General features: G+C 55.7%; 12 protein-coding genes and 1 pseudogene. 10 read left to right on the top strand and 3 right to left on the bottom strand.

Features of this window, described 5'->3' with window-relative positions:
- Nucleotide 1: 1 nt before the first annotated feature.
- From NSQ46_RS21630 to NSQ46_RS21600, 7 genes and pseudogenes are all read left to right on the top strand, one after another.
- On the top strand, nt 2–1,126 hold the full coding sequence (locus NSQ46_RS21630) for a hypothetical protein (RefSeq protein WP_007129326.1): 1,125 nt from the start codon (nt 2–4) through the stop codon (nt 1,124–1,126).
- Nucleotides 1,119–2,387 (top strand): MFS transporter, encoded by a 1,269-nt coding sequence (locus NSQ46_RS21625; RefSeq protein WP_007129327.1) that lies wholly within the window; start codon nt 1,119–1,121, stop codon nt 2,385–2,387. The genes NSQ46_RS21630 and NSQ46_RS21625 overlap by 8 nt, the downstream gene beginning before the upstream one ends.
- Nucleotides 2,388–2,756: 369 nt before the next feature.
- Entirely contained in the window at nt 2,757–3,092 is a 336-nt protein-coding gene (locus NSQ46_RS21620; protein WP_342574635.1) for a cupin domain-containing protein, read from the top strand.
- Between the two features lie 78 nt (nt 3,093–3,170).
- On the top strand, nt 3,171–3,980 hold the full coding sequence (locus NSQ46_RS21615; RefSeq protein ID WP_342574632.1) for an alpha/beta hydrolase: 810 nt from the start codon (nt 3,171–3,173) through the stop codon (nt 3,978–3,980).
- 373 nt (nt 3,981–4,353) lie between these two features.
- The gene (locus NSQ46_RS21610; protein WP_342574631.1) at nt 4,354–5,973 is read left to right on the top strand and encodes a helix-turn-helix domain-containing protein; all 1,620 of its coding nucleotides are present in this window, start codon (nt 4,354–4,356) and stop codon (nt 5,971–5,973) included.
- A gap of 69 nt (nt 5,974–6,042) precedes the next feature.
- Complete coding sequence (locus NSQ46_RS21605) at nt 6,043–7,002, top strand: ABC transporter substrate-binding protein (RefSeq protein WP_342574629.1); 960 nt, start codon at nt 6,043–6,045, stop codon at nt 7,000–7,002.
- A 43-nt stretch (nt 7,003–7,045) separates the two neighbouring features.
- Nucleotides 7,046–7,126: pseudogene (locus NSQ46_RS21600) on the top strand (transcription elongation factor GreAB); the annotation flags it as partial.
- A 170-nt stretch (nt 7,127–7,296) separates the two neighbouring features.
- Here NSQ46_RS21600 and NSQ46_RS21595 read toward each other — a convergent pair.
- From NSQ46_RS21595 to NSQ46_RS21585, 3 genes are read right to left on the bottom strand one after another with little or no spacing between them, the layout of a single operon-like run.
- Nucleotides 7,297–8,403, bottom strand: a complete 1,107-nt coding sequence (locus tag NSQ46_RS21595; RefSeq protein ID WP_342574628.1) for an ABC transporter permease — start codon at nt 8,401–8,403, stop codon at nt 7,297–7,299.
- Entirely contained in the window at nt 8,369–9,394 is a 1,026-nt protein-coding gene (locus NSQ46_RS21590; RefSeq protein WP_007129333.1) for an ABC transporter ATP-binding protein, read from the bottom strand. The genes NSQ46_RS21595 and NSQ46_RS21590 overlap by 35 nt, the downstream gene beginning before the upstream one ends.
- 2 nt (nt 9,395–9,396) lie before the next feature.
- Nucleotides 9,397–10,560 (bottom strand): NEW3 domain-containing protein, encoded by a 1,164-nt coding sequence (locus NSQ46_RS21585; protein ID WP_007129334.1) that lies wholly within the window; start codon nt 10,558–10,560, stop codon nt 9,397–9,399.
- A gap of 261 nt (nt 10,561–10,821) precedes the next feature.
- Here NSQ46_RS21585 and NSQ46_RS21580 point away from each other — a divergent pair, with 261 nt between their 5' ends.
- Genes NSQ46_RS21580 through NSQ46_RS21570 form a run of 3 tightly spaced genes read left to right on the top strand, consistent with a single transcriptional unit; the run spans nt 10,822 to nt 12,410 of the window.
- The gene (locus NSQ46_RS21580; RefSeq protein ID WP_007129335.1) at nt 10,822–11,424 is read left to right on the top strand and encodes a sigma-70 family RNA polymerase sigma factor; all 603 of its coding nucleotides are present in this window, start codon (nt 10,822–10,824) and stop codon (nt 11,422–11,424) included.
- Nucleotides 11,405–12,259 carry an anti-sigma factor gene (locus NSQ46_RS21575; RefSeq protein WP_342574627.1) on the top strand — a complete coding sequence of 285 codons (855 nt, stop codon included), beginning with the start codon at nt 11,405–11,407 and terminating at the stop codon, nt 12,257–12,259. Before NSQ46_RS21580 ends, NSQ46_RS21575 begins: the two co-directional genes overlap by 20 nt.
- Nucleotides 12,246–12,410, top strand: coding sequence for a hypothetical protein (locus NSQ46_RS21570; RefSeq protein WP_342574626.1), 165 nt, complete (start codon nt 12,246–12,248; stop codon nt 12,408–12,410). Before NSQ46_RS21575 ends, NSQ46_RS21570 begins: the two co-directional genes overlap by 14 nt.
- Nucleotides 12,411–12,429: the final 19 nt, after the last annotated feature.

Below are 12,429 nucleotides of genomic sequence, written 5' to 3'. Positions count from 1 at the left end.
CATGCAGCGGTTACAGGACATTTTAGAGAGCGGGGACGGGCTCTTCGAAGGCTTCTTCGAATGGCTTGAGGGACAATATGATCCCGAGTCGGGCGGCTTCTATTATGCTCGGAGCTCCCGGAACTCGCCCCGGCTCACCCCGGATATCGAATCGACGGCTCAAGCGCTGGGCATTATCGAGCGCTGCGGCCTTGCAGCGGGTCTGACAGAGGAAGTGAAGGGGCGCATGATCCGCTTCTTTCAGTCGAAGCAGGATCCCGTTACGGGCTATTTCTATGATGCGAATCCGGATATGAGACGAGATGAGGTTATGGTGGGACGTGCACTCGGCTACAGCGCCGGTTCCCTCCGGAAGCTCGGGGCAGCCCCGTTATATCCGCTGCCGGGAGCCGGGGGCTCCGAAGAGGCGGCACCGGATTATTGCCGCAGCCCTGCGGCATATCACGATTGGCTGCGCTCAATCAGTCTGGTGAACAGCTGGCGCGGATGCGACAGGCTGTGCAACTCGGCGCCATACCTGCTGCAAATGCCTATGGAGAAGCGGGAGACGTATCTCCAAGTGGCGTTATCCTATTTTGCCGAAATTCAGGATCCGGACACAGGCTTATGGGGCGAAGGCGCCCCCTATGTCCGCATATCCGGTACGTTTAAGCTGCTGACGTTTTATAACCGGTTTGGGATCCCGCTGCCGCGCGTCCCCGAAATTTACCGCTCGCTTCTGCAAATCCTGAGAACCGAGAGGGCGGAGGATATGTGCTATATCCGGAATCCGATCAGTCTTCTGTCATCGATGAACATGGATATTGCTGAGGATGAAATGGTCGAAATCGCGGAAATTACGCTGTGGAATATGGCGAGGCTCAAGCGTGCGGACGGCGGCTTCTCTCGAGAGCTGCATCGCTCGCCGCCGGCGCCGAACGTCGCCCAGGTCAAGCCGGGGGAGAGCTATCCGGACATGCCGCCTCCGGTCCCTCTCGGCCGGGGGGAGGTCGAAGGAGACATGAATGCGGGAACCCAGGCCATCCTGATCCGCTACACGCTCCGGGAGCTAAGCGGGCTTCCTGCCTCAGGGCTTCAGGCCGCGAAATTCAGTCCCCGACTCCGTCAAATTGCCGCGGATGAATAGGACTCTGCAGCAGGGGAGCGCTCGGCGAGACAGCGAAAGAAGACGTCTTTCGAGCGAAGCGGGCGTTACTCTATTCAATCACGGCATTTATCAATTCGGCAATGCCCTTGCCGCGATTCTCGTCAACCTGTATTTGTGGCGGCTCACGAATGATCTATGGGTAAACGGCATGTTTAATCTGATTACGCTCGCTGCCGCCCCGGCAGCTTCCGTATTTATTGGCAAGCTGGCCAAGCTGAAAGATCGGCTGCTGGCATACCGGCTCGGAATCGGCTTGACGGCCTTGTTCTATCTTGGCATTCTGATCGCCGGCGAACGGATGGCGGATTATTATGTCGGGTTTGCCCTTCTGAAAGGCATATCGACTGCGTTTTACTGGCTGGGCCATTTTACGCTGATCAATGATGTAACCGATCATGACAACCGCCACCGCTACCTCGGGGTCAACCTGACCATTACCAACCTGTCCATGCTCGCTGGTCCTGCCGCAGCAGGCACGCTGGTGGAATGGTCCGGGGGAATGCAGGGGTACACCTACGTGTATTTGCTTGCATTCGCTATGTTTGTCTATGCATCGCTAAACACCCTTAGAATGAAGAAGCAAGCGACCCATCATAAAGCCTATTACCTCAAATACGCCTTCAGGATGATGCGCAAATATCCGGCTTTCGGCCGGTCACTGGCGGGCTGGTTTCTGTTCGGCCTTCCGCAGGGCATTCTTGGCTATATTCCGGCGATTCTGCTGTTTCAAGCCGTTCCTAGAGAATCCTTCGTCAACTATTTGAACGTGGCTTTTCTGGGGGTGACGATGCTGTCCGGTCTGGTGCTCGCCAGATGGGGCAGGGCCGAGTGGAACGATTTATACCTGGCCGCAGCTGCGATCGGGTTCATCGCAGGCGTCATCCCCTTGTTCTTGGGCGTGCAGCTGTGGACGGTCATCTTATTCATGGCGGTGTTCTCGCTCGTAAAGCCGCTGCAAAACAACGCCTATACCTCGCATTATTACAAGCTAAGCGGAGAGCTCCCGCTGAAGGAGCATTTTAAGGTGGAGTCGGTGGTGCTGCGTGAAATATTCACCAACGCCGGACGCGGAACCGGAGTCGCCATATACATGCTGATTCCCGGTTCCCTGACGGACAGCCCGATTGCCTGGATGCTGATGGCTATCGCGCTGCTGCAGCTTCTCATCGGCTGGCTTGCGTCGCCGGTATTTCCAGCGATGCGGATCACCCTATCCGGCCAGCGCAATCGAGATCTGTGACGGGCAAGGCGATGGATGTTGAAGTGTTCGGTTTTCAGAGGGGGATTGGGGGTGCAGCGGCTGCGGGGCAGTGAGGGGATATAAGGGCAGGAGACTGGCAAGAGGAGAGGCCTTAGGAGCGGACGTTCGAGATGGGATCCGATCCGGAAAAATTGGTTTTCTTCATAGGAATTCAGGCTTTCCCCGCCGAAGTAGGTACGATGCTGCATGCAGTGAAATGAGCGGTCCGAAACGGCGAGCGTTCGATAACAGGAAGACGTGATGGCGGATAAATGTTGTGCAGTCTAGTGTTGTTTATGGTGACAAGGCTGCTCATCTCCTGAGCGCATTGAAATTGTATCCATCACGACCCGAAAGGAGGAATGATCCATGGCAGTCATCGGCAGCTGGGAGCAGGCCGAGCCCGGCGTGAAACGGAAAGTGTTTCAGCCCGGGAAGGAGCTGATGATGATGGAGGTTCATTTTGAGAAGGGAGCCGAAGGAGCCCTGCACAGCCATCCGCATGAGCAGATGAGCTATTGTCTGAAAGGACGGATGGAATTTCGCATCGGCGGGGAGTCTTTCATCATCAGTCAGGGAGAGACCATCGTTATTCCAGGCGGCGTCGAGCATGGCGTTATCGCGCTGGAGCCGTCGGCGCTGCTAGACGCGTTCACCCCGCTGCGAACCGATCTTCTCGGGAAATCAACAGCTCCTCGGGTGTGAAGTCGGTCCAAGCATTGCATGCATGCAGTTAAAACGATTTGCATACCAAACATGGAAGGCTGAAAGGGGACATCCATCATGAAGCTGTGGGAAGAGGAAACACCGGGTTACGAGTCGGCAGAGGAACGGTTTGAACCTTATATGAAGCCATACTTGCTGGAAAGGAATAATCCTGGAGGAGCCGTGATTGTCCTGCCGGGCGGAGGCTATCAGGGACGGGCCGATCATGAAGGGGAGCCTGTCGCTTTGTGGCTGAATTCGATCGGCTTATCCGCTTTTGTCGTTCAATACCGGGTTGCTCCATACCGGCATCCATATCCGCTGCTCGATGCACAGCGGGCGATCCGGCTGGTGAGGCACCATGCCCAGGAGTGGAGCATCGACCCGGAACGGATTGGAATTTTGGGGTTTTCTGCTGGAGGGCATCTGGCGGCTTGGGCGAGCAATGACCACGATTCCGGAGATCCGGAGGCCCTGGATCCCGTTGAGCGGCAGAGCAGCCGTCCAAATGCGTCCATCCTGTGCTACCCGGTTATTTCGTTTAACGAGTTTAGCCATGAGGGCTCCGTACATAACCTGCTGGGCGAGCATCCGTCCGAAGCGATGAGACGAACCCTGTCCATGCAGCACGCAGTGAAGCCGGGAACACCCCCTGCATTTCTGTGGCATACGTCGGATGACGGTGCGGTCCCGGTGGAGAACAGCCTGTTGTATGCCGGGGCCCTAAGCAAGCATCAAATTCCGTTTGAGCTGCACGTTTTCCCTCACGGTCGCCATGGCCTCGGATTAGCCGAGGAGGAGCCGGATGCTTCGCGCTGGACGGAGCTGTGCGAGGGTTGGCTGCGCAGCATCGGATTCATGGCGCAAGCGGCGATTATGGGAAGGTAAGGCGGCTAAGGGCTTATTTGCTAGGTTATCTTCTTGGCCAACTGCAGGACTTTTATCCAATAAAAAGCTCACCCGATCGCTTGGTTCGGGTGAGCTTTTGAATATACGCCCAGCATGGGCGTCATCTTTTGGGGAAAAGTCCCGAGAGGGGCGCGAGCGCCCACCGTTAGCCAAGGGCAAGGCTGCCCATCGCGAGGTGGCGCGGCCCCGTATGGACGGTGGTGTGAGAGAACGGGGGTTAGCAACCCTCCTACTCGATTGTTCTATAAGGAAGCAATTCATAACACAGCTGCCGAATAGTAATTGAGAATGATTATCACCCCGATTATAATAGGATAAAACAACGTTACCGTCAGAAGGGGTGGCCGTCAGCATGGAAGACATGCAATATTCGCTGTTTGGAGTACGCTATATTAAGCTTGGTCATACCGAAGAGGCTGCCGGCGGATTCATGGAAACACATAGCATGCTTTTGGTAAGCAAAGGTTCAGGTGATTTGTATTTGAATGGAGTCAGGCATCGATTGAAAGCGAAGGCGGTCTGTTATTGTCCGCCGGGGACGATTGGCGATATACGCCGGACACCAAACTCGCCGGTTCCGCTCGAGCTTTATGAATTGCAATTCGATGTATGGGAGTCCAAGGATAGGACAACAAGTCGCATCGAATACAGTAAGCGAATCTCTGCATTGATGGACACCGGTAAGCTTCCCGTCGCCGCTACTCACGAGGCTCTTGTCCTTGTTCAAGAGCTGTACCGATTCAAGCAAAGTCCCGGACTCAGCGGGAGACTTGCTGCAAATCTTCGCATAGATGCGGTATTTAAACAACTGTTGGGCACGCTGCTGCAGTCAACCGACGATGAGGAGCGGGAACAGGATTGGATGGAGCGTATGAGACTTGCGGTGGATTATATGGAGAAGCATTTCGCCGAGATGATTACGCGTAACGACATGGCAAAGAGGGTAGGACTAACGCCGGAACACTTCTCCGTATCGTTCAAAAGAGCAACAGGATCCGGTTTCACGGAATACTTGACGAGGCTCCGCCTGGAGAAAGCCAGGGAGGAATTGCTTAGCGGCGACGATCGTAATCTCGATCGAATCGCACGGGAAATCGGCTACCAGGACGGCTTATATTTAAGCCGGAAATTCAAGCAATATTTCGGGTACTCTCCTCGCGATTATATTCAGCGTCCGAAACGTATCGTGGCCCTGCAATATGTGGGCCATTTGCTGGCGCTTGGACTTACGCCCGCAGGAACTTCGACCAATCTGCTGCGTGCCCGCCCCTATGCCGGAAGGCTGGGGGATGTAGCTGACGTCGGAGATGCTCGATCGCTCCAGAGGATATCATCGTTGCAGCCCGATCTGATCGTCACATCCGGACCGAACAGCGAGCCCTTATCACAGCTGGCTCCAACTATTTTACTTCCTTGGGGGCGGGAAGATACCTTGGACGAACTGCTTCGATTAGGCAGAGCACTCAATCGCGAACGCGAAGCGAAGAGCTGGATTGATGGATTTAGAGAGAAGGAAGAACTAGCTGCTGCTCAGGTAGCCAAAATGATCGGTTCACATGTTACGGCAGCCGTGTTTGAGTTTTGGGCGGATCGGATATGGGCGGTTAATATGGCGTACGGCAGAGGACTGCGCAATTTATACCGGACGTTTTCGTTTCGGCCACCGGGGCCGCTCGCAGAACATGTATTAGGTGAGGGGGTCGGCTTGGAGCTAACGCCGGACATGCTGGCAGCGTATGCCGCCGATTATATGTTCGTAACCATCTGGGAGAGTGGAGGCGGTACAGGCTATGCGGAACGAGTCATGAACAGCAAAGAATGGAGAAGATTGCCTGCCGTTCGAAACGGGAGGGTGTTCTTTCTCGATTTGGAGCTGTTTAAATATAATGATCCGCTTGCTTTGGAGCAGCAATTGACAATACTCACGGAACTTCTAACAAATGTCCATAGAACCGCTTACGGAACGCAATAGACTCGTGCAATCCTTGCCTTTATCATGATAATAATGATAATCATTATCAATAAGGTGGAGGGTTTAAAGATGCGGTTGCTTAAAGGATTGATGTTGTCTCTGGTCGGAAGTATGGTCATTGTGCTGGGAGCCTGCGGAAGCACGCAGCAGCAAAGCGAAATTGTCGAAGCCAATGGCGACCCTCAAGCAGCGGAAACACGTAAATATGAAACGGTCATGGGCGAGATCGAGATTCCGAAGGATCCGAAGCGAATTGTCGCGACGCAATATCTCGGCCATCTGCTAACCTTGGGAGTTAAGCCTGTAGGCGCAGGTACGGCCAGCCTGAATCAGTATTTTTTGCAGGATCTGACCGACGGAATCGAGGATATCGGTGACGATAAAGCGGCACTTGAGAAAATCGTATCCCTTGATCCCGATCTCATCATTAGACCTTCCGATAAAAACTATGAGGAGTTCGCTAAAATCGCACCAACGATTGTAATTCCCTGGGGAGCTAAAGATATATATGCCGAGCTGCGTGAATTCGGAGAAATCCTCGGGAAATCGGAGGAAGCGGAGGAAGCCATTCGGCGTTATGAGGAGAAGCTTGAAGAGGCTAGGGCGAAGCTTACCGGCGTTGTGAAGGAAGGAGAAACGGTTGGTGTCTATGAGATTTGGGCGAAAAATTTTTGGGTCGTAGGTGAGAGCTTTGGGCGAGGTACCCACAACCTCTATTCGGGGCTTGGCTATCAGCCGCCGGAAGCCGTGAAAGAGCATATCGTCAACGGAGGAACCGGCCGGGACATTTCCCTGGAAGCACTGCCGGAAATGGCCGCGGATTATATGTTCGTGACGGTTTACGATGCGGACGGAGGAGGAGAACGTGCCAAGGAGATTATGGAGAGTGCCATTTGGAAGTCACTTCCGGCTTACAAAAACAATCGCATTTTTACATTGTATATCAATCAGTTCTCGGCAGGCGATCTCATCTCGCTGCAGAAGCAATTGGAGATTCAGACGAATCTGCTGCTTGGCAATGGGAAGTAATGCATAGCGGCAAAGTGTCAATTGGATATTCATGGGACTATCGGAAATGTCCCGAAACATGAAGAATGCCCTTCCGACTTCCTACTGGGAAGCGAAAGGGCTGAAAAGCTTGCTTTCTCTTTAGTTGGAGGTTAGTTAACCTTATGCAACCGACGTATGCGGATCCCCATGATAGGCAGTGAGGATGGGGGTGCCGTCCCCTCCTATTTGATCATAAGGAGACGGCGGCCATTTGCCTGCTGCCTGCGGCTACGGCCTCCATGCTCGGTCGGCTTGGACTAGCCGGCCTTCCGATTATGAGCGTCCTCGAATCTCTTGACGGAGGAAGAGGACGTAGGACAGGGCGAAGCAGATCAAGGTAAGTGCCGTGAGACCCGTAATCTGCGGCCATACGAGCAGCAAGCTTTGCCCGAATGGCAAGGGGCTCGCGATGGCTCCGATCACCTGCTCGTTCGTCAGCGGTCCGAGATTTCGGACCGACGGGACAAGCAGCGTGGTGGTCGCTTCATTGAATAAGGTGTAAGGCGATATGCGGTTCAGCCACATCATCAGATTTTGGTAGTTGAGCACGTCCTGAACCGTGGTCGTAGGGGCGTTCGGCGCGATTCCCTTAGCGATCAGCTGCAGGATCATATCGTAGAAAAAGCTGAAGAACAGCCATACCGCAATACAGGACAGCGCCGATGTCGCCGGCTGGCGGAAGCGGACCGAGAACATAATGGACAAATTCAGCCAGAAACCGACATAGAAGATCGTCACAAGCAAAAAGCTGATGATTCGCAGAAATTCCTCGAAGGTCGGCGGAATGCCGATGATCAGGGTTCCCAGCGCCATGGTCAGGAACCCGAGGGTCAGGAACATGATGCTGATGACGATCAGGGATGCGACGAATTTAGCGTTCAGCAGGTCGTCACGGTGAATCGGCTGAGCCATGATCCGGCTGAGCGTACCTTTGTTCCGCTCGCTGTTTACCGCATCAAAGCCCATGCCGATTCCGAGCAGCGGCCCGAGAAACCCGACAAAGCCGATGAACGTCGGCAGGGTTCCGTCAGAGATGGTAAACAGCTTCAGCAGGACAAATTCCTGCACGCCATCCTCCGAACCGAGGGCATCCCGGATGCTGTTCAACGCCGTATATAGAGAGGCTACGCAGGTAAGAGCAATAATGCCCAGAAGCAAAATAAAGCGCCAGCTTCGGATATGGTCGGATACCTCCTTGCGTACAAGGACGCCGAAGGCACCGGGCATGGAGCGGGATCTGCGTCCGCCGTCCGCCGCGCCTTCGCCGGAGGCGCGCACCGGCTTTCTCAGCATGTCTCGGCGGCTATGAAGCCATGCCTTCGCTTGGCTGGCGTAGCCGTTCAGTTTAGCCGCTGCGTTTGGCGTCGTCTCCTTTGCCATGAGGCTCACCTCCTGCAAAATAACGATGGTAAATTTCATCAAGACCGTATTCCTGGCGGTGCAAAGCAAACAGGCGCGCACCGGAACCGACTATGGCGCCCGCAATGTCGGGACTGCAGTCGGAATCGCACCGGATCTGCAGCCTGCAGCGGCCATCCGCGGACAGGGCGCCCTGTTGACCCGCAGCCCCTTGTCCTACAGTCTCGATTTCCAGGCGATGCACGCCATCAATCCCGCGGATGCTCTCCTCCAGGGCAGGCGATAGACCTTCGATGTCCGCTGTAATCAGCAGCGGATCGTCGGCGAACAGCGTCCTCGACAGGCTGGGGACATCGCCTTCGGCGAGCAGCCGTCCCCGGACGAACAGGCCGACTCTGTCGCAAATCTGCTGAACCTGATGGAGCTGATGCGAGGACAGGAGCACCGTCAGATTCTGCTCACGGCTTAGCTTGCGAATCAGGCTGAGCAGCTCCTCCATCCCGGTCGGGTCGATGCCCAAGGTCGGCTCGTCAAGAATGATGATTTCCGGGGACTTGACGAGCACATCGGCAAGCCCCAGGCGCTGGCGCATGCCTCGGGAATAAGCGCCAGTCTTCTTATGGGCGGCGTTATCCAGCCCGACCTGCTCCAGCAGCAGCTTTGCCCTCTCGCGCGCGGCATCCTCCGGGATGCCGTTCAGCCTGGCGGTAAGCATCAAGTTCTCCAGTCCCGTGCGGTCCTCATAGAAACCGACGTCATCAGGGAGGTAGCCGACCCGCTGCTTAACCGGAATCGGCTCTCGGGTCGGATTCATGCCGAGCACGTTAATCGTTCCGGAATCGGGCTCGCTCAGTCCGAGCAGCATCAAGATCGTGGTCGACTTCCCCGCCCCGTTCGGACCGAGCAAGCCGAAGATTTCGCCGCGCGATATTCGCAGGGAGAGGCGGTCGACGGCTTTCGCCTTGCCGTAGCTCTTCGTCAGCTCGTGAATGTCTATGACCGTTTCCGTCACGGTTATCTCCTCCCGTATTTGCGAATCAGATAGTAGATGCCGCCAATAATGGCCAAGATGATCAGGACGCCGATCCAGCCCCACAGCATGGAGCCTTTCACCGAAACGCGGAATTGGGCATCCGAGCTGGCCTCAGCCGCGGAAGCCTTCATGTTGGTTACATAATCGCCGGCGATCGCTTTATCGCTTGCGGTCAGCTTCGCCTCCACGGTCGTGGACTGGCCGGCCGGCAGGTTCTCGATCGTCTTTGGATTGAAGGTCACCTCCCAATCCACCGGTGCTTCGGAGCTCAAATTGATGTCCGACAGATCGGCGGTTCCCGTATTCTTTACCTGCAGCTCGACCGTCTTGCTGCCACCGGCGCTCACGCTCGTGCTCAGGAGGCCGGTCGGCGTCGTCAGCTCAAGCCCATAGGAACCGGTAATGACGGCTTCCAGCGTCAACTCGGACGAGGTGGATTGGTTGGAGGCCCGGATCGGAATCTTGAAGGTTCCTTCCGTAACCTCAGCCGGCGGTTTGACATCAACCGTGATCGATTGGTTCGCGCCCGGTTCGATCTCTACGGAAGACACCTGGTTCCCCCCTGAGGTGAATTTTACGTCCCAGCCTGCCTGGGCATCGGCTTGCAGCGCGTAATTTTGCTTACTGGCCGTACGGTTCTGCAGATTCACTGTGTAGGTGAAGGTGGAATCGGCATGGCCTTCCAAATTCGCCTGGTCGGTGGTCAGCTCCGTCTGATACGTTCCCTGCTCTGTAATATCGACGGTGAGCGGAAGGCTGCCCATGGAGCCGGCCGATAACTGGAAGCTGTAGGAGCCCTTGTTCACCTTGAGCGGAACGGTCACCTCAAGCGTTACGGATTCAGCTTCTCCCGGCTTGACCGATACCTCCTTCAGCTGCCATCCACCCCCGCTCAGCTTGGCTGTCCAGCCGTCGGGAAGGTTGTTTAATTGAAGCGGCGCCGTAACAACGCCGCCGGTATTGTTCTTGACCTCAACCGGATAATTTATCGTCTCTCCCGGCGGAGCGGATATGGAGGTATAGGGTGTATACAGCGTAACTTCCCCGGCTGCAAACACCGGCCTGCCTCCCGTCAGCAAGCTTGCGCCCAGCATAATGAGGAGCAGCAAGCTCAGCGATTTTATTGACTTTCCAGCGATTCTCATGACAAAACCCCTCCTAGTGATTTCATTCATCCTTAGTACGAAGTAAAGGCGGGGATTGGATTTACGCGGAAGCTTAAAAACACATAAAAAATTCATTAAAGGAAGCTTAAAAAGCGAATGCTCCGTTCAAAACCCAAATCCGCTTTGCTACAATAATGAATCGAAAATAGCTGCATAGCGCGTTTATGGTCAGCTTCGGGTTCCTTCATGGACAATCGCCTGGTTCGGGCGAAGACGATAAAGTCATGTTAGGGGGAGAAGATGGTGGGCGAGCATCCTGCGGAATGGCTTGCAGAGATTGCGGACGGATCGGCTGCAGCATTCGGGCGGTTCTATGACAACTACGCCCAGATGGTATATCGGCTTGCGCTGACGATGACCAAGGATCCGGCCGATGCGGAGGATTTATGCCAGGATATCTTTATGGAAGTGCTGCATAAGGCGGATCAGTACGATCCCGACCGGGGGAGCGTGGAGGCGTGGCTTGCCGTACGAACGCGCAGCCGGGCGATGGACCGACTCCGCCGCAAGCAGCGCATGACGGTGTGTGATTGGAATGAGGAGGAGCTGCCGGAGCCGATTCTGTTCAGCGAACGGGAATCCGTCGAGATGGCCGCTCTGCGCCGCGTGGAGCTGGATCAAGTGAAGGAGGCGCTGCGGGCCATTCCGCCGCTGCAGCGCATGGCCGTATATGGCAGCTACGTCGAACAGCTGTCCCACAGAGAAATGGCAGAAATGATGAAGCGCCCTGTCGGGACGATCAAATCGCTGATCCGCTACGGAATTCACAACGTGAGGCGGCGCCTTGACGCCGCCGATCCGAAGGAAGGGGGAGAGCCGAAGCATGATGCATACAAAGCATAGTCATCACGAAGATGATGCTGTCGTAAGCTGTCCGTTATACCCGGAGGAGAAGCTGGCCGATTACGCGATGAATCGGCTGTCTGAAGCGGACCGTTCTGCAGTGGAACGCCATTTGCGGCATTGCGAAGCCTGCGCCCGGACGGCCGCCGAGTGGCAGGTGATCTTGGGCGAAGCCAGGGGCTTCAGCGGTGGCTTGGTTCAGGAAGCCAGCGAGGGGGAAATCCCCGGCGGTTTCGATGCGGAGCCTGCATTCAGCACCGGGAAGGCATCCGATCGGACCGAGCCCAAGCCCGAGCCGTCCCAGCGGCTGCGAAAGAGACTTATGCGCGCGGCTTATGCGCGATCCCTGCGCAAACGTGCAGCCGCCAATCGCCGTTATGCGCTGCAGGCGATCGCAGGGGCGGCCCTCCTCGCCCTGTTCGTCGGGCTGTTTGCCTCGAAGGGGGCCGCGGGCAAGGAAGAAACCTTTGATCATGCGGTGAATCAGCGGATCGCGCATATGCAGAGCGCCGATACCGAACGGTATGCCATCCAGCCGGTGGAGCCTTTCTATGGCAGCGGATCGGTCTGGTTAAAGCGGGGATCCGGGGAAATGCTGATTGTCGTTAACGGATTGTACTCTTTGAAGGAGAAGGATTACCAGGTATGGCTGCAGGATGAGGATCAGCTGTCGAGCGCAGGCTTTATGCTCGTTCAAGGGACGCAGGGCCGAAGCTATTATTACGGCTTTGGCGCTAAAAAAGCCAAGCGGATCGTCGTCAGCATGGAGCCTAAAGGAGGAAGCCTGCGGCCGACAGGTCCTGAGGCGGTGCTCGTCGATATTGAGAAGGAATAATACGAGCGCAAATCCGCAGCTGCGGGAGACGGCCGACCGGCGAAACAGCGGATTGCCGTTAGCAATCAACCGTATCGCCCGGTGCCGCAACGGCAAGATCGCCGTCTTGGTGAGAGCAAGACCAATGACCGTTACACACCGGTTCCCTTAAGGATTCCGTCTGGTCAAGC

This window comes from Paenibacillus sp. FSL M8-0142 (genome assembly GCF_038597315.1).
GTDB classification, from domain to species: Bacteria; Bacillota; Bacilli; order Paenibacillales; family Paenibacillaceae; genus Paenibacillus_AQ; species Paenibacillus_AQ lactis.
This window is presented reverse-complemented; position numbering and strand designations above follow the sequence as displayed.